Source organism: Centipeda sp. (in: firmicutes), assembly GCF_057271695.1.
The window spans coordinates 1-16,629 of the sequence record NZ_DBHIVL010000051.1; the positions used below are offsets into that span (position 1 = coordinate 1).

General features: G+C 55.8%; 19 protein-coding genes and 1 pseudogene. All 20 read left to right on the top strand.

Annotated elements, in window-relative coordinates; translation table 11 throughout:
• Positions 1 to 433: hypothetical protein (locus tag ACO6BQ_RS08465; protein WP_489120424.1), on the top strand; the 433-nt coding region annotated here is incomplete at its 5' end.
• A gap of 72 nt (positions 434 to 505) precedes the next feature.
• Positions 506 to 781 (top strand): hypothetical protein, encoded by a 276-nt coding sequence (locus ACO6BQ_RS08470; protein WP_489120425.1) that lies wholly within the window; start codon positions 506 to 508, stop codon positions 779 to 781.
• On the top strand, positions 778 to 1,110 hold the full coding sequence (locus tag ACO6BQ_RS08475; protein WP_489120426.1) for a hypothetical protein: 333 nt from the start codon (positions 778 to 780) through the stop codon (positions 1,108 to 1,110). Before ACO6BQ_RS08470 ends, ACO6BQ_RS08475 begins: the two co-directional genes overlap by 4 nt.
• Positions 1,107 to 1,661, top strand: a complete 555-nt coding sequence (locus ACO6BQ_RS08480; RefSeq protein WP_489120427.1) for a helix-turn-helix transcriptional regulator — start codon at positions 1,107 to 1,109, stop codon at positions 1,659 to 1,661. The genes ACO6BQ_RS08475 and ACO6BQ_RS08480 overlap by 4 nt, the downstream gene beginning before the upstream one ends.
• Positions 1,658 to 2,359, top strand: coding sequence for a hypothetical protein (locus ACO6BQ_RS08485; protein ID WP_489120429.1), 702 nt, complete (start codon positions 1,658 to 1,660; stop codon positions 2,357 to 2,359). Before ACO6BQ_RS08480 ends, ACO6BQ_RS08485 begins: the two co-directional genes overlap by 4 nt.
• Positions 2,360 to 2,464: 105 nt before the next feature.
• Positions 2,465 to 3,223, top strand: coding sequence for a rolling circle replication-associated protein (locus ACO6BQ_RS08490; protein ID WP_489120430.1), 759 nt, complete (start codon positions 2,465 to 2,467; stop codon positions 3,221 to 3,223).
• Between the two features lie 297 nt (positions 3,224 to 3,520).
• On the top strand, positions 3,521 to 3,694 hold the full coding sequence (locus ACO6BQ_RS08495; RefSeq protein ID WP_489120431.1) for a hypothetical protein: 174 nt from the start codon (positions 3,521 to 3,523) through the stop codon (positions 3,692 to 3,694).
• 862 nt (positions 3,695 to 4,556) lie between these two features.
• Positions 4,557 to 6,083, top strand: a complete 1,527-nt coding sequence (locus tag ACO6BQ_RS08500; RefSeq protein ID WP_489120432.1) for an LPS-assembly protein LptD — start codon at positions 4,557 to 4,559, stop codon at positions 6,081 to 6,083.
• Entirely contained in the window at positions 6,077 to 7,066 is a 990-nt protein-coding gene (locus tag ACO6BQ_RS08505) for a bifunctional heptose 7-phosphate kinase/heptose 1-phosphate adenyltransferase (protein WP_489120443.1), read from the top strand. Before ACO6BQ_RS08500 ends, ACO6BQ_RS08505 begins: the two co-directional genes overlap by 7 nt.
• A gap of 1 nt (position 7,067) precedes the next feature.
• A complete protein-coding gene (rfaE2, locus tag ACO6BQ_RS08510; RefSeq protein WP_489120434.1) occupies positions 7,068 to 7,532 on the top strand; it encodes a D-glycero-beta-D-manno-heptose 1-phosphate adenylyltransferase in 465 nt (154 codons plus the stop codon).
• A gap of 17 nt (positions 7,533 to 7,549) precedes the next feature.
• A complete protein-coding gene (gene waaF, locus ACO6BQ_RS08515; protein ID WP_489120435.1) occupies positions 7,550 to 8,572 on the top strand; it encodes a lipopolysaccharide heptosyltransferase II in 1,023 nt (340 codons plus the stop codon).
• Positions 8,573 to 8,600: 28 nt separating this feature from the next.
• Positions 8,601 to 9,797 (top strand): glycosyltransferase family 9 protein, encoded by a 1,197-nt coding sequence (locus tag ACO6BQ_RS08520; protein WP_489120436.1) that lies wholly within the window; start codon positions 8,601 to 8,603, stop codon positions 9,795 to 9,797.
• A gap of 39 nt (positions 9,798 to 9,836) precedes the next feature.
• Complete coding sequence (gene rfaE1, locus ACO6BQ_RS08525; RefSeq protein ID WP_489120437.1) at positions 9,837 to 10,835, top strand: D-glycero-beta-D-manno-heptose-7-phosphate kinase; 999 nt, start codon at positions 9,837 to 9,839, stop codon at positions 10,833 to 10,835.
• On the top strand, positions 10,832 to 11,803 hold the full coding sequence (rfaD, locus tag ACO6BQ_RS08530; protein WP_489120438.1) for an ADP-glyceromanno-heptose 6-epimerase: 972 nt from the start codon (positions 10,832 to 10,834) through the stop codon (positions 11,801 to 11,803). Before rfaE1 ends, rfaD begins: the two co-directional genes overlap by 4 nt.
• On the top strand, positions 11,793 to 12,302 hold the full coding sequence (gene gmhB, locus ACO6BQ_RS08535) for a D-glycero-beta-D-manno-heptose 1,7-bisphosphate 7-phosphatase (protein WP_489120439.1): 510 nt from the start codon (positions 11,793 to 11,795) through the stop codon (positions 12,300 to 12,302). Before rfaD ends, gmhB begins: the two co-directional genes overlap by 11 nt.
• Before the next feature lie 20 nt (positions 12,303 to 12,322).
• A complete protein-coding gene (locus ACO6BQ_RS08540) occupies positions 12,323 to 13,060 on the top strand; it encodes a glycosyltransferase family 2 protein (protein WP_489120440.1) in 738 nt (245 codons plus the stop codon).
• 21 nt (positions 13,061 to 13,081) lie between these two features.
• Positions 13,082 to 13,229 (top strand): annotated as a pseudogene (locus tag ACO6BQ_RS08545) (secretion protein HlyD); the annotation flags it as partial.
• Between the two features lie 27 nt (positions 13,230 to 13,256).
• On the top strand, positions 13,257 to 14,471 hold the full coding sequence (locus ACO6BQ_RS08550) for an O-antigen ligase family protein (protein WP_489120444.1): 1,215 nt from the start codon (positions 13,257 to 13,259) through the stop codon (positions 14,469 to 14,471).
• The gene (locus ACO6BQ_RS08555; protein WP_489120441.1) at positions 14,468 to 15,589 is read left to right on the top strand and encodes a glycosyltransferase family protein; all 1,122 of its coding nucleotides are present in this window, start codon (positions 14,468 to 14,470) and stop codon (positions 15,587 to 15,589) included. Before ACO6BQ_RS08550 ends, ACO6BQ_RS08555 begins: the two co-directional genes overlap by 4 nt.
• A gap of 15 nt (positions 15,590 to 15,604) precedes the next feature.
• Positions 15,605 to 16,507: a VirK/YbjX family protein gene (locus ACO6BQ_RS08560; RefSeq protein WP_489120442.1), complete on the top strand. Its 903-nt coding sequence runs from the start codon at positions 15,605 to 15,607 to the stop codon at positions 16,505 to 16,507.
• The last annotated feature ends 122 nt before the right edge of the window (positions 16,508 to 16,629 follow it).

The window sequence follows — 16,629 nt, forward strand, 5'->3', positions numbered from 1 at the left end:
CTCTGTGACCTGTTTTCGTGTGCCTTTATTTACCGGCTGTACTTTCAACCTTATAGCCCCCGTTCTTTTGCCTAATTATATAGCATCATATGCAATAACGCAACAAGAAAAGCTGCGAGCACCACAAAAGTTGCGTTTATGTATTGACATGAAAAACAGAGAAATGTATAATGCAAAGCGTAGATGTTGCATAAAAACAACCAAAGGAGGACTTATATTGTTGTCTACGAATGAGTTGAAGGCTGAAATTACCCGTAAAGGGGAAACGGTGAAATCTGTTTTCTCCAAGATGGGGATGAATCGCGCGACGTTCTACCGTAAAATGTGCGGCGTATCAGATTTTACACGAGCAGAGATTTCACAGCTCGTTGAAATTCTCGGGCTGTCTGATACGGTCACGATGAAAATTTTTTTTGCGGACGATGTTGCGTAAAAACAACAAAGAGCGCATGATGAACGGTCACGCATGGCAAGGATGGCGGGATACGCCGAAAGGAGGCACACAATGAAGATCAAACAGGGGGAAGAGCGCGTCATGTACCAGTTCCCCGCGCACATGAGCGCGGGCGCGGCGGCATGGGAGTATATGAGCGTAGTGGGTGAGGCAAAGACCGAACGCCGCTATAACCAGCTGAAATTTCTGCTTGAGCATGGATGGGCGGTCATTCTGCCACGCTCGGCGGCTGAGAAGCTGAAAGCAGAGCACGGCGGCACAATCTACACGCGCCGCCCCGATAAAAAAGGACACCTTACGATGCAGGAGCGAGGAGGCGCGGCATGAGGCGGGCTGTCTATGAGTTTCCCGCACATATCACCGTAGAGGAGGCGACACGCGCCTATATGGAGGCGGCGGGCGGCGTGCAGACAGAACGCCGCTATGCCCTTCTCAAACGCCTGATCGGTGCAGGATGGGACGTATATATCACCCGTGAGATGGCGGCATACCTGCGTCGCACCTATGGCGGCACAATCACGAAAAAAGCCGCCATAGACGGCGGCGAAAAGAGCGGCGCAACAAAACCTATGCGGGGGCGCGTGTCACGTCTCATAGGGGCGATTGCGGCGGGATGGCGGGCATTTATGGACACATGGAAAGGAGGCACGGCATGAAGAAGCGGAACGAGAGCGGGCGAGGAGAACGCGCAGCGGCGTTCTTCCCCGATGGCGGCACGGTGACAGATGTAGATCGGCACGAACGCGCAGCACATGACAGCGGCACGGGGGCGCGGGACACACTCACAAATCTGCTTGCATGGGAAGTCACGCGAGCGGTGGAGGAGGCAATGACGGCACTCATCCCCGCCATAGCGGCTGAAGTCGCCGCAATTATCCCCGAACTGAGGAAGCAGGAAGATCGCCTTCTCAATCTGGATGAGGTCGCGGCGCGGCTCGGGTGCGGAAAACAGCGCGTTATGCAGCGCATGGCACGCGGTGAAATTATATGGACACAGGGCGCGGGCGGTGCGAATCGGCGCGTGAAGGAATCCCGCCTAGATGAGTACATCGCCGCATTGCCCGAATACAGAGGCGAAAAGCAAAACGCTGAACGTGTGCACATGACAACGGACACGGCGGGCGGATCGGATGAGACAGGCGCGGCGGTCGCCGCCGATCGGCAGGATGGCGGCGCGGATGCGCGAGGAAAGGAGAAAGTAGCATGATTGACAAGGTGATCGGATGGGTCGCAATGACTATATTTTTCGCTGAGGGGAACGAGGGGCGGCGTGCTTTCGGCATTACGCAAGAGTACGCAGCGCGGCATTTGGGTCTTGCGGCGGCTGAGTTTGCGCGGCGGTGCTACGCGTACAAGCAGGAAGAGGAACGCGGCGGCTACTTTGGCTTTAAATCTGCAATGAACGCCGTGACCTATCGAAATATCGAACTGCTGCAGATCGAGGAAAGCACGGGCGAGAGCCGCGCACGGATCCGTGAGATCATCACAGAAGATGAGCAATGGCGGCTGTGGCATGAACTGAGCGCAATCATAGGAACGATACACGGCGGCGCAATGCCCTATTTCCGCGCGGTTCAGATACTCGGACACGATGCGGTCAATCGTGCTCTTGCCATTCCTTCTTGTAAGTGGAACTTATACGGAATTGGAAACGGGAAAGAGAGCTTGAAATACATTTCATGCAGAGCGTTCATAGATGCGGTCGCCTTTCATAACATGGAGATCGAACAGAAACAGAGGCGGCGCAAAAGAAAAGCCGCCATAGACGCGGGCACGTCTACAGCGGACAACGGGAAAAAAGATGTTTGTTTCATGCAAAGTATACCACAAAAAAACGCCGATGTGAAGCAGAAACCCGCCGCCGCGCCGCATCGCCGCCGTACCCGCAAACAGTCCAATGAATAGGCGCGTATGTTCGCCTAGTGAGAGGGGCAATAGAGGCTTATTGCCCCTTGATGAAGCGATTAAACGAGCGACAAAGAGACGGGAAAAAGAAGGACGGGCGGGAAAGTGGCATATAGACGGGCAACGTGGACGGCGAAAGGCGGGCGGTTCTGCATGGTGAAGAAATACTATTCCTATCGTGCATTGCCAACATCAAAAAAAGTGCGCGAGAAGAGGGCAAAGAGGCAGAATGTCACAACGGCGACACAAGCGGAAGTAAACAGACGGCTGCGGATGGAGAACTTAACGCGCCTCATTATGGAGAACTACGAGGCGGGCGCGTGGTATATCACATATACCTATAGCGAGAAACCCACGGATGAAAAAGCCGTGCTTGCAGAGGATGCGAAATTTAAGCGCACCTTGCGGCGGATATACCGCCGCGCGGGGATGGAGGCGCGTTATATATCCGTACTGGAAAACCTCAAGGGGCGCGGTCGCCCACACGGTCATATTCTACTCCCCGCCCTCACGGCGGATGATATGGAGCGGATTCAAAAGGCGTGGAAGCATGGCAGGGTACAAGTCAAGCTCTATGGTGGGGGAGCAGAGGACGCAGCACGGATGGCGGCGTACTTCACGAAAGAGAAAATAGATGGGAGTTCGGGACGAATCCAGACAAGCCGCAATCTCACGCGAACGCCCGTAAAGAAAGAGCACGTCACGCGCTCGGAAGCGTACCGCGAGGAGATCACACCGCCGCGCGGCTATCGCCTCATTCGGGGGCTGTCACAGCGGACGCATACCTCTGAAGGATATCCCGTGACAATCACCTATTTTGAACGAGACACGAGGCAGAAGCGGCGAACGAGAGACGGGGAATAGGAGAGGCAGGGCGGCACGCATCGGCGCGTATATCATCGAATATGGAGCGATGGCGGCACGGTGAAGCGAGACGGCGAGATCGTCCCGCTGCTTTGCCATGCGTCACGCAGAACAGGGGCGAACATATGAGCGGACGGCGACATTCGGCGGCGCATTGTTGGTGAGTGCGAACGGTCGCCGCTGTTGTGCAGTAGGTTCTTCCAGAGGGATGAACTTGTGCGGGGCGCTTGCGATGCCCGCCGTTCGTTTAGACGTAAAAACGAATAGGGGGTTAATTTATTTTTTGAACGTGTGGAAATGGAAACAAACATTAAATGGCATGATGAAAAAAGTGAAAAAATGTTTAGCGAAATGACGCAAAAGTACGCAAAAGCCGCCATAGGTGCGGCGAACATCTACGGCGGCAAAAATGAGATCGGGCACGGTGGCAGGGGCGATTGTGCCCGTTCTTTTGTGTGCCATTCAGAATGACGAGAAAGATATGCGCGACGTTGTTCAACGTCTTTCGTGTCCAATTTGGACACGAAAGACGAATGCGGTTTTGCATTTTTGAAATCTGTGAAGCCTTGCAGCACAAGAGAAAAAGAAGCATAAAAAGATTTATAAATTCACTGATGAACAGTTGACAAAATACAAAGTATAAACACTGAATAAATAAAAGATGTCTTTATAATATCTGATGATATGACACCGCATATACCTAACTATCCATAAGGTTAATTATGGATAGTTAGAAATGAAGGCGAAAAAGAACGTTTGCACAGATGGAAAAGAAGTGGTGACAGCACGGATGATAGCGTCGCGGATGGCAATGCGATGCAAAGAGAAAAAGTTTGCGAATGTAGGAACGGCGGGACAGCTCGGGCGTTTTTGATTGTGTTCACACTCCCCCTAGTACTTCAGGTACTACCAACGCCAAAAGCATACACGGATCTGCGAGTCCCGATGTTTGTGTACGTGAAAAACGGAAAAAGGGGGTGACAACGTGACAAATTTGCATTATCTACAATGGCGGTAGATATAGACAACGTAAGCGACGGCGGGGATTCTGTCTTGCGTGATTTGTAAACTTGCACGGAGGAATGTTGTCTTTAGAAAATACCCCTGTTGCCCGCCGCCGTGCAGGCTTTTTGTTTGCCTACACGTTGCCTACAAATTCCAGCAAATAGTACGTATGCGGCATTTTCTCCAATGGTGGAGAAAAACACGCGAAGCCCGTAAAATATGGACTTTCAAGCTTTTTTATATTATAATGGTGCATGAATTTTTTCACTATGCTATACTGTAGTATAATAACGAATCAAATCTTTGTAAAAGACAGGAGAACGCGCCGATGACCAAGTCCTTGAAAACGCGCATCCTACTCATGTTGACTGCTGCCTGTACCCTCCTCCCCAGCGGCGTTGATGCCGCTTATCGCGGGGACTCGGATACGGGTTTTCAGCATTTGGATTTCGTCGAGAATGAGCGACGGGAGGAGCGTGCGAACCGCCTCACGGAGGAGCAGAAGAAGCTGCTCGCGGATGTGGAGGAGATGGCGCAGCATCTGCGGCATCCCGTTGCGGCGGATGCACCGTCGCCGATCGCGTTCGAGGGGGACGACCTGACCTATGACGAGCGTACGGGCGATTTTGTAGCGAAGGGGCATGTGGACATCATGCAGCTTGCGGCACGGCGGTTTCAGGGCGACTATGTGGAGGGAAACACCATCGCGGGAGATGTGTCCGTTCCTGACCGTGCGCATATCCTCCAACTGACGGAGGGGCAGTCCCGCGTCACATTGGATGGCTACCGCATCAACTACAACTACAAGACGCGTGAGGGGACGATGGCGGAGGCTGCGGGCAAGGTCGGTGCCTACTATATGACGGGCAAGCGATTCGAGTTCTATCCGGACAAGATTGTGGTCTATGACGGTACGCAGACAAAGTGCTCTGCCGAAAAGCCGGACTACCACCTGAGTGCGGATGTTGCGGAGCTGTATCCGGGCGACAAACTCGTACTCACGAATGTGAAGTTCTGGATCAAGAATAAGGTGATCTTCACACGCAAACACTATGAAGTCGATGTAGGAAAGCCCATGCAGCGCAATTTTCCGACGATGGGCTATGACAGCGACGACGGTCTCTGGCTTGAGCAGACGTACGAGCATGACCTTGCCCCGCACGTCACGGCGCGTGCGAATCTCTATGTGACGACGAACAAGGGCTGGCGCAGTCACTACGATCTCGGCTGGGGAAATGGCGGCGCGAGTGCCGTCCTCACGTACGGTGTCTTCGATGACGGCAACGACGGATCGATCAAGAAGATGCCGTCTCTCATCCTTGGCTATGGCCAGCGTGTCGGCAAGATGCCGATCACCTACACCCTATACTCGGAGTATGGACGTTGGTATGCGGATGGGATTCACAGCAACCACTGGAAATACGGCATTTCGGCTGCGCACGATACGATCCGCTTTCATGGTTATCGGATCGATTTCGCGGGGGGCTACTCTGTCACACGCGAGAGTTATGACGGCTCGCGGGTGCAAGGCTTCCATGCGAGCGCCTATCTCACGAAGCCGTTCAACGAGCGTTTTGCGGCATACATCGGCGCTCTTTACTCGAAGAGTACGAAGGAGAATTCGCTCTTTGACTTTGGTCAAGAGGATCATTCCAAAATTCTGTTGGCAGGTCTGAGTTATCGTCTCGATGAGCGCAACCGCGTCGCTGTGGGGACGAAGTACGCTGTGAAGCCGCGGGAGTGGACGGATGTGGACTACTATTGGTTCCACGATCTGCATTGCTCACAGGTGATTCTGCGCTATCGTTCGCAGCAGGATTCGTGGAAGGTTAAATGGGAGTTTACGCCGTGGTAAATGCACTCAAAGCGATGACGGGTGCGCCTGTCCTCATCATCGGGGATATGGTGGCGGATGTCTACCTCGACGGTACGATTGCACGCATCTCGCGTGAGGCCCCCGTGCTTGTGCTTGAGCAGCGCGAGGAGCGTGTGGTCGCGGGCGGTGCGGCGAATGTCGCGAACAATGCGGCGACGCTCGGCGGCACGGCGTATGCTGTGGGGGTCTGCGGAACGGAGCACAGCGGGGACGCACTCCTTGCGGTGCTTGATGAGAATGGGGTGCGGACAGCATTTGTCCGCGCAGAGGAGCATCCGACGATCACCAAGACGCGCATCATCGCGGGTGGGCGGGCGACGGTCAGCCAACAGATCGTGCGCGTTGACCGCGAGTGGCACACATCGCTCACGGCGGAGACGGAGGAACTGCTCCTTGGGCGCATCCGTGAACTCTTGCCGCAGGTGCGCGGCGTTGTGCTCTCGGACTATGGATCGGGAACCGTGACGGCACGCGTGCGCCGTCTCGTCATCGACGAGACGCGCAGACGAGGGCTTCCGAGCATTGTGGACTCGCGCTATGACATCCTCTCTTATACGGGCATCGGCTATGTCAAGCAGAACGATGCGGAGCTGGCAGCAGCACTGGGGCAGGAGCTGTGCTGCGAGGAAGAGATCTGTGCGGCGGGGCATGAACTGCGGCAGCGGCTCTCTGCAGACGGTGTTCTCATCACGCGTGGGGATAAGGGGATGACACTCTTCCTTGCGGATGGTTCGGCGACGAATATTCCCGTCAGCGACCACAGTGAGATCTTCGATGTGTCGGGTGCAGGCGATACCTGTGTTGCGGTCATGATTCTTGGGCTCGCGGCGGGTGTTGACCCATTGACGGCAGCATGGCTCAGCAACATCGCATCGGGGATTGCCGTGCGTAAGCGTGGGACGGCGACGGTTGCACAGGAGGAATTACGAGCTGCTTTGCTTGTGGCAGAGGAGGCGTTCTGATATGCTGATTCCAAATGAGCGGATTGCGGAGTTTGCCGCTGCGCTGCGTGAGGGAGGGGTACGCGTTGTCTTTACGAACGGCTGCTTTGATATCCTCCACGCGGGGCATGTGCGCTATCTCACGGCGGCACGTGCGCTTGGCGACGTACTCATCCTCGGGCTGAACAGCGACGCGTCCGTGCGACGTCTCAAGGGGGAGACGCGCCCCGTGAACAGCGAGGCGGATCGTGCGGAGGTCGTGGGAGCGCTGGCATCCGTGGACTATGTCGTGATCTTTGGTGAAGATACGGCAGAGGAGTTGATCGCGAAGGTGCAGCCTGCGGTCTACGCAAAGGGCGGAGACTATACGCGGGAGACGCTGCCTGAGGCGCGTATCGTGGAGGGATACGGTGGCGAGGTGGCATTTATCCCTCTGGTAGAAGGGAAGTCGACCACGGGTATGATTGCAAAGATGGGGCGGAAATAGCGAAAGGAGGGCAGGGCATGGAGAACATTCTGGTCGTGAAACTGAGCGCGATCGGCGACGTGATTCATGCTCTGCCCGTTTCGTATGCCATCAAGGAGCAGTTTCCCGAGGCGCATCTGACGTGGGTGGTCGAGCAGGCGGCGTACCCAATTCTTGAGGACAATCCCTACATCGATGAGATTATCCTCTTTGAGAAGGCAAAGTTCCGCAGCATCGGCGGCTTTATGCGCGAGATTGCCCCGTTTCGTAAACGGCTGCGCACGCGTCCGTACGATGCGTCACTCGATCTGCAGGGACTTTTCAAGTCGGCGGCAATCGTGTTCAACGCGGGGGCGAAGCTGCGCATCGGCACGGCGAATATGCGCGAAGGCGCACATCTTCTGAGCCGTCCCGTACGTGGGGGGCACGCTCGGGGACATATTGTCGAGCGTTATCTCGATGTGGCGCGTGCGCTTGGCTGCGCCGTGGACGAGGTACGCTTTCCGGTTTCTGTTTCCGAGCGTGACCGCATGGCGGCTGAGACGCTGCTTGCGCGTGAGGGTGTGCCGGAGGGGCGCACATTCGTCGCCTTTGCCATCGGTGCAAACTGGCCGAACAAACGCTGGCCTGTGGAGCATTTTGCCGCACTTGCGGATCGGCTTTACCATGCACATTATGTGTCCGTGCTCGTCGGTGGCGGCCGTCTCGATGAGACGCTTGCACAGGACATTATGCGTGCGTCTGAGATCCCTCCCGTGAATCTGGTCGGGCGCACGAATCTCAAGCAGCTTGCACACATCTTCATGCGTGCGTCTCTCGTTCTCGGCGGTGATACGGGACCCGTTCACCTCGCAGCAGGGCTCGGCACGCCGACGGTGATGCTCATGGGACCGACCGATGCGAATCGCAATGGCCCCTACGGGCAGATCCAAAACGCGATCGAGGTCGATCGCTCCTGTCGCGGCTGCTGGAAACGTGCGTGTCCGAAGGGATTGGACTGCCTTGCGGCAATCTCCGTGGATGAGGTCGCGGCGAAGATGCGCCCCCTGCTTCAGCGATGAATTTACGGTGGTTGGAGGGATTGTAAGTTTGTATCAGAACATCCTCGTCATCAACCTCATGCATCTCGGCGATCTCATGCTGGTGACGCCTGTCCTGCGCACGCTGCGGCACAACTATCCCGAGGCACGCATCACACTGCTCGCCGATCGGATTCTCGCGGATATCGTGCAGGAAAATCGGCACATTGATGAGTGTCTGCTGATTGACAAGAAGGGGCGGGACAGAAGTCTCCTCGGCATCCTGCGCTTCGCGCGTCGTCTGCGGAAGCAGAAATACGACCTTGTCATCAATCTCCACCGCAACGAGCGCTCCTCCGCGCTTGCGGCACTGAGCGGCGGCAAGCGTATTGTCGGGTACACAAAGCCTGGCTTCTCCCTTCTTTTCGATCATGTCAGCCCCGATCAGCATCCGATCATGCACGAGGTTCACTCGCATTATGCGGCACTTCGAGCGGCGGGCGTGATTGGTGAAGTCGATGATGCAGGACTCCAGATGTGGCTGCCGCCCGCCGCCGAAAAAGAAGCGGCGCGGCTCTGGGCGGAGCATTTTACCCCGACGGACAAGGTGATCGCGCTCAACATCGGTGCGAGCTGGCGGACGAAGCGTTGGGAGGATGCCTATTTTGCAGAGGTCGCCGACGACTACCTCGCACGCGGCTATCATCTCGCCGTGATGGGCGGCCCGATGGATGTGGAGATGGTCGATGCTTGTCGCGCACAGATGCGGGAGAAGGACAATCCCCGCCTCCACATTTTCACAGGGCAGGTCAGTCTCGGTGTACTCGCGGGGCTTCTCAGCCGCTGTATCCTCTTCATCACAACGGACTCGGGGCCGATGCACGTCGGCGTGGCGATGCGCGTGCCTGTCCTCTGTATGTTCGGCGCGTCGCCGATTCCGGGTTTTTACCCCTACGATGCGCGGAGCATTTCCGTCCGCGCTCCCGTGCCGTGCCATCCGTGTCGTCTTCATGAATGTCCGCTCACAGGCGATGCGCATATGCAGTGTATGAAGCGCATGCCGCCTGACCTGATCTTGAAATACGCGGATCAGATGCTCAGGGAGTTTGGGGAGACACCTGCGCACGAACTGCCCCGTGCGGCGGATTTCGAGACGCGCGTGGTGGAGCAGGTGGACGGCGCGTTCATCCTTGCGCCGAAGGGGGCGGCGAGCCGATTTGTCCGCCCTGTCCTGCCCGACGGCATCAAGGCACATGGGTTTGATTGATAATTTTGGGTATTTTTCACAACAGATGGGAGCGTTCTTATGGATATGGCAAAGATCCGCGAAACGGTCGCGGAGAAGAGTGTGCGCAGCAACATCCTCGTTGTCGGCGATGTTATGCTTGATAAGTATTACTCGGGCGAGGTCACGCGCATTTCCCCCGAGGCACCCGTGCCGATCACGCATGTGACGAGTACGCGTGAGACCCTTGGCGGCGCGGCGAACGTCGCGCACAACCTCGCGCTCCTCGGAACGAATGTCAGCATTGCAGGCTATGTCGGTGACGACGCGCATTGCAAGAGCCTTCTCGAAAAATTTGCCGCACGCGGCATCGACTACAGCGGGCTCGTCCATACGGATCGTCCGACCACGACAAAGATCCGCATCATCGGCGGGCATCAGCAGATGCTCCGGCTTGACTTTGAGGACGCGAGTCCCATTGACGGCGACTATGCGGAGAAGTACCTCGCCTATATCGATCAGAAGCTCAACGAGAGCATGGACTGCGTCATCATCTCGGACTATGGCAAGGGGGCATGCACAGAGTTCGCGTGCCAGCACATCATCCGTGCGGCACACGATCACGGCGTGCCTGTCATTGTCGATCCGAAGGGGGCGCAGTGGCTGAAGTACAAGAATGCTGACTACCTCACGCCGAACATCAAGGAGATCAATGAGATCATGCTTGAGCCGATCGTGAACAAGGATTTCGAGGTCGAGAAGGCGGCGCGTTACGCGATGCGCAAATTTGGCATCCGTAACGTCGTTCTCACGCGCTCGGCAAAGGGGCTTTCCCTCATTCACGGCGAGGAGGTCGTCCACATCCCGACGAAGGCACAGGAGGTTTTCGATGTCTCTGGTGCGGGCGATACCGTCATTGCCGTATTCGGGCTTGCGCTCGCGGGCGGACTGAAGCCTGCAGACGGTGCGTATCTTGCGAACCTTGCAGCGAGCGTTGTCGTCTCGAAGCTCGGAACATATGCGGTCAGCAGAGAGGAACTGCTGCAGGTGCTCGACCATCAGGAAGGGGCAAATGGATGATTATCGTTACCGGCGGTGTCGGCTTTATTGGCAGCAATCTCGTCCATGCACTCAATCAGCGCGGGCATAAGGACATTCTCATTGTCGATGATTTGAAGGACGGTGAGAACTATAAGAACCTGCGCGGGCTGCACTTTATCGACTACCAACAGAAGGATGATTTTCTCCATCTCGTGGAGGAGGGGGATTTCGATGGGACGGACATCGATGCAATCTTTCATGAGGGCGCGTGCTCGGATACGATGGAGTACGATGTCAACTACATGATGAAGGAGAATTACGCCTACTCCAAGGCTCTCCTGCACTTTGCGATGGGCGCACGCATTCCGTTCTTCTATGCCTCTTCCGCCTCGACCTACGGCGCAGGGAAAAATGGGTTTACGGAGGGCGGACGCTGCGAGGATGCGCTCAATCCCTATGCGTTCTCAAAGCTCGCGTTTGACCGCTATGTGCGGCAGGTCATTCCCGAGGCACGCAGTCCCATTGTCGGTCTGAAATACTTCAACGTGTACGGCCCACAGGAGCATCACAAGGGGAAGATGGCGTCCATCTTTTACCAGCTTTACCATCAGATTATGGAGACGGGGGAGGCACGCCTTTTCCGTGGGACAGACGGGCTTGCGGACGGCGAACAGCGGCGTGATTTCGTCTATGTCGGCGACGTGGTGCGCGTGAACCTGCACTTCTTCGAGAATGGTGGCGAGAGCGGTGTCTACAACTGCGGCACGGGCGAGGCGCACAGTTACAACGAGGCGGCGCGTGCGGTCATCGCTGCGCTTGGCAAGGGCAGGATCGTCTATCGCGACTTCCCCGAGGTCTTGCGCGGCAAGTACCAGAACTATACGCAGGCAGATACGACGGCACTCCTTGCGGCGGGCTATGACGGCGGCTTCACACCGATGGAGGAGGCGGTCAAGGAGTACTGCGATTTCCTGAATGCCGGTGGGTATTTTTCGTATGCCGACTAAAGCGATCTTCTTCGACCGTGACGGCACACTCAACGTCGATGTGCATTACCTTCACGATCCTGCGGACTTCCTATGGATCGACGGGGCGATTGAGGCAATCCGCTGGGCGAATGAACACGACTATCTCGTTATCGTTGTCACGAATCAGAGCGGTATCGCACGCGGCTACTATGACGAGGATGCCGTACACCATCTGCATGAATGGATGAATGCGGAGCTTGCGGCACACGGCGCACACATCGACGCATTCTACTACTGCCCGCATCATGCGGAGGGCGTGGTGTCTGGCTATGCGAGATCCTGTGACTGCCGCAAACCGGCATCCGGTATGATCTTGCGTGCGATGGCAGAGCATGACATCGACCCCGCCGCCTCGTGGATGTTTGGTGATGCACAGAGCGATGTCTCCGCTGCTGAGAATGCGGGCGTGCGGGGCGTGCGCTATACGGGTGGAAGTCTTTTGGACTGCGTGCGAAATGCAGTGGAGGCAGAGAGGTAGCGGAGAGAGGAGGCTGTCGCGTGAAGCTTGCCGTCATTATACTCACCTACAACGAGGAGCAGCATATTGGGGCGTGCATCGAGAGTGCGTCATTTGCCGATGAGATCCTTGTGATCGATGATATGAGTACGGATCGCACGGCAGAACTGGCGCGGGCGGCAGGAGCGCGTGTTGTCGAGCACCCTCTCGCGGGGGACTTTGCGGGGCAGCGTAATTTTGCATTGACCCAGACGGACGCAGACTGGGTCCTCTATGTGGACGCAGATGAGCGCGTAAACGCGGAGACAGAGCCTGAGCTGCGCCGCATCATGGCAGAGGATGCGCGTGCCGTCTATGAGATCAAGCGCATCAATGTCGCCTTTGGACAGCGTATGTACTATGGCGGCCACCGACCGGACTATCCGCGCCGCTTCTTCCCGCGCGATGCGATGCGCTGGGAGGGGCTCGTCCACGAGCGGACGGAGTCCGCGCTCCCCGTGCGGCGACTGAAGGGGGGTCTCCTGCACTATACTTATACGACGTGGGAGCACTATTTCCAAAAGCTCAATCAGTATACAACGCTTATGGCAGAGCGTCAGTACGTTGAGGGGAAGCGTGCCTCGTTCCTCAAGATCCTGTTTGACCCGCCGTTTGCTTTTTTTCGCTTCTACATTCTTCAACGCGGGGCTCTGGATGGGCGGCTTGGATTTATCCTGGCGATGTTCCACGGATTTTATACAATGGTAAAGTATGTCAAGCTCCGTTACATGGAGTTGTGAGATAAAGGAATCGCTGATAAAATGAAGTCTGCCAGATTGACGTAGATTTTTTCGTCCGAACAAGGAGACAAACCGGACGCATAGCAAAGGCTATGTGGAGGATTTGTCGACACAGTGCGGGCAAAAAAGATGCGTCAAGATGGCGGTGCTGAATTTATCAGTGCTTCCTACAGGCTGCAGAGAGAAGAGGGATTGTATGTTTTCGGGCAAAGGATTGAGATGGCGCAGCATGGATGTGGAGCGCATACACACATGGGCGTTCTATATGCTCTGCGGATTTGCGCTGTTCAGTAATATCTCCATTGCAGCCGCGAATGTCTTTTTGGGGACACTGGTTGCTGTTCTGCTCCTGCGTGTCTGGCGCAAACACGACGACCTGCTCAACGCACTGCCGGACGGACGAATCTGTGCGGCTCTTCTGATCCTGATGGGAGCGATCGTTTTTACGTCGCTCTTTTCGAGCGATGTGTCACACAGCCTCCGAACCTTCGGCGATTATTACGGCTATCGCATGATCGGGCTGTATGCTGTACTGCTGATGGTCTGGGAGAAACGACGGCTGGCACGCATTGCTCTGTTCGTCGGGGTCTCTTTTGCCCTCAACGGTCTCGTGGTTCTCTTTCAGGGGCTGATGCAGGGGAATATGAGGGCGGATGGCTTTTCGTTTTCCATGACAACGGGCGGCTTCCTCTCGATGCTGATCCCTGCCCTCGTCCTGCTCCTCTTGAGCGGACGCATGGAAGCTCGCTATCGTCTGCCCGCTGCCATCGCGCTCGGGCTCGGGTGTCTTGCACTCCTCTTCAACGGGACACGGGGCGCGTGGGTCGGTGTTCCGATCACAGTTTTTGTCTGCGCCGCATTCCTCGTGCGAGAGAAGAAGAAATTTCTTGCCGGTGCGCTTGCTGTCCTGCTCGTCTTCGCCGGCATCTTCGCCCTAACACCGGCACTCTCATCGCGATTTGCAACGATTGGCGACATGAAGAGCAATTCCGAGCGATTCCTGCTATGGACGAGCGCGACGCATATGTTTGAGGATCATCCGGCGGTTGGCATTGGCTTTGCGCGGTTTAAGACGGAGTACCAGGAACACTACATCCTGCCGGAGGCAAAGGAGCCCGGGCTCACGCACGCACACAACAACATCGTGCATATGCTCGCCGAATGCGGTACGATCGGCATTTTGGCACTGTTCTTCTTCTGGTGGGCGTGTTTTTCTTACGGCTTCGGTACATGGCGGGCAACGCACCATGTCGCGGCTCTGCTTATCCCTGCCGTTCTGCTCGGTCTGATTCTCCAAGGACTGACCGAGTATAATATGGGGAACTCTGCCGTGATGAAACTGCACTGGCTTCTCATGGGGCTGTGCCTCCAATGGCTGCGCATTGATGTGAGCGGGCGGAGGTTATCGTGAGAGTTGCAATACTGGAAACGGTGAAAGCCGATGGCGGGTTTGAACTCGAATTTGACCATATCATCATAGAGACCTTGAAAGAGGAGGGGCACGAACCCATCCTCTTTTTGCCGATGGGCACAGATTTGGGGCGTGATTTCCATGTGCCTTTATGTGAGCTGGGGGGAGGCCGCATTGTCAGCTACGATGGCGCGGGTCGGCTCAAAAAGATCTGGCTCTCCGTGCAGAGGGAATATCGAAGAGTAAAATGGTTCAACGCGATGGCGGAGGCAATCGTGCGCGAGCGGATCGATGCCGTGCTGCTTACGACGGCGACCTATCGTTATCTGCGTGCGCTGAAAAAGAGCTCGTTGCGGCATAGTTCTGTGCCCGTGTACTTTATCTTTCTCGGTGTGAACCCTCAGGAAATGCCGAAATTCTTAAAGGCGGCACGTTCGTGTCAGCCCTATCGAAACATCCGGTTCTGTGTCACCACACTGCGGGATGATTTTGGTGCACAGCGACCAGACAACGTACGTTTGATTGCTCCGCCGGTCATGGCACCGCCTGTTATGCAAGCAAAGCGGACAGATGATGCTCTTCGCATCGGGTTTTTCGGGCACTATCGTAGGGGAGAGAAAAAGCTCGCTTGGTTTCTGCGTGCAGCCGAGGAAGGGCGGTTCACGCGCCCTGTGCAATTCGTTTTGCAGGCGGCTCCGACAACGACTGCGGATCGCGCGGATGTGGGGGCATTGGTGGAGCGGTATCGGCCGCATTTGTCGATCACGGTGCTGACAGAAAAACTTATCGGTGCCTTATGGTACGAGGCAATTGCTTCTGTCGATGTGTTGTTCCTGCCCTATACAGCAGAGCGTTATCTCTATAACTGGAGTGCACTCTACTTTACGGCAATTGGTTTTCATAAGCCGGTCATCACAACAGATGTGCTGAATCCGGAGATTCTTGCAGAATTTGACATTGGCGAGATCGTGGACATGGGCAGCTATGAATCATTTCTGTGTGGGATGGAGGAATTTGTCAATCGCTTTTCTGAGCGGAAGGAACACTATGCGGCGCAGCTGCGCTGTGCTTCGGAAAAATACAGCAGGGCGAATTTTGTTCGGAACTTGCTGGGCTAAGACGGGGGTGGATTGGTGCAATCCTTTTATCAACTATCGAAACAGATCTATGACATGGAGAATCCGCGCGAAGTGCGGCGGGCGATCATATTCTGTGTACGCGCATGGCTGCATCGTGGAAAGCTGCAGGAGCTTGATGCGTTTTTCCGAAAAGATGCGATACTGTCAAAGCTAGCGGACACGTATCCCTTTGTCTATGAGCAGCCGACACGCGCTTTCTTTTATAACAAATCGACGTTTGATGAACGTGTGCGCATCGTAGAGGAGCATATGCAGTTTTTGCGTGGAAAGCTGTGTGAGGATGTGCTCCTTCCGCTCTATCAGAGGGAATCCCTCCCATTGTGGACAGGGCCCGAATGTATGGGTGAGGAACTGACTGCGGCACTCTTTTTTGACTACGGGCAGCGCAAGGAAGGTCTCATGTCTGTCATCCTGCGTATGAGGGCGGCCTCTCTCTATCAGATTATCTTTTGGATTGCTCCCGCTGTTGATGGAACGCCCGCTATGTGGATTGGGGCGATGCAGGGACCGAATATGGAGGATGCACGCGATGTGGTCAAGCAGGCGACAAAGGCATGTCACAGCTATCGGACGAAAAATCTCGTACTCTACATCGCGCAGGCAGTTGCACGGAGTCTGGGGCTGGGGCGGATCTACGCCGTAACGAACGAAGGCTACTATGCGAACAACCACGTGCGCGTCGATCGGAAGCTCAAGACGGATTTTAGCGAATTTTGGCGTGAGGCGGGAGGGATGGATACAGAGGATCGACGCTTTATGGAGCTCCCCCTCATCGAGAAGCGCAAGACGATGGAGGAAGTACCGACGCGCAAGCGTGCGGTCTATCGACGGCGGTTTGCTATGCTGGATGACATTGATCGGGAGGTAATGGCGCGCATCGGAGAGATCTTGCAGTGACGTAGAGAAATGCGAAAAAGCCCGGCTGTGGAAGCAATGTGCTCACAGTCGGGCTTTTATGGTTTTGTTTAGGAATCGCTGATAAAATGAAGTCCGTCAGATTGGCGTAGATTTTTTCGTCC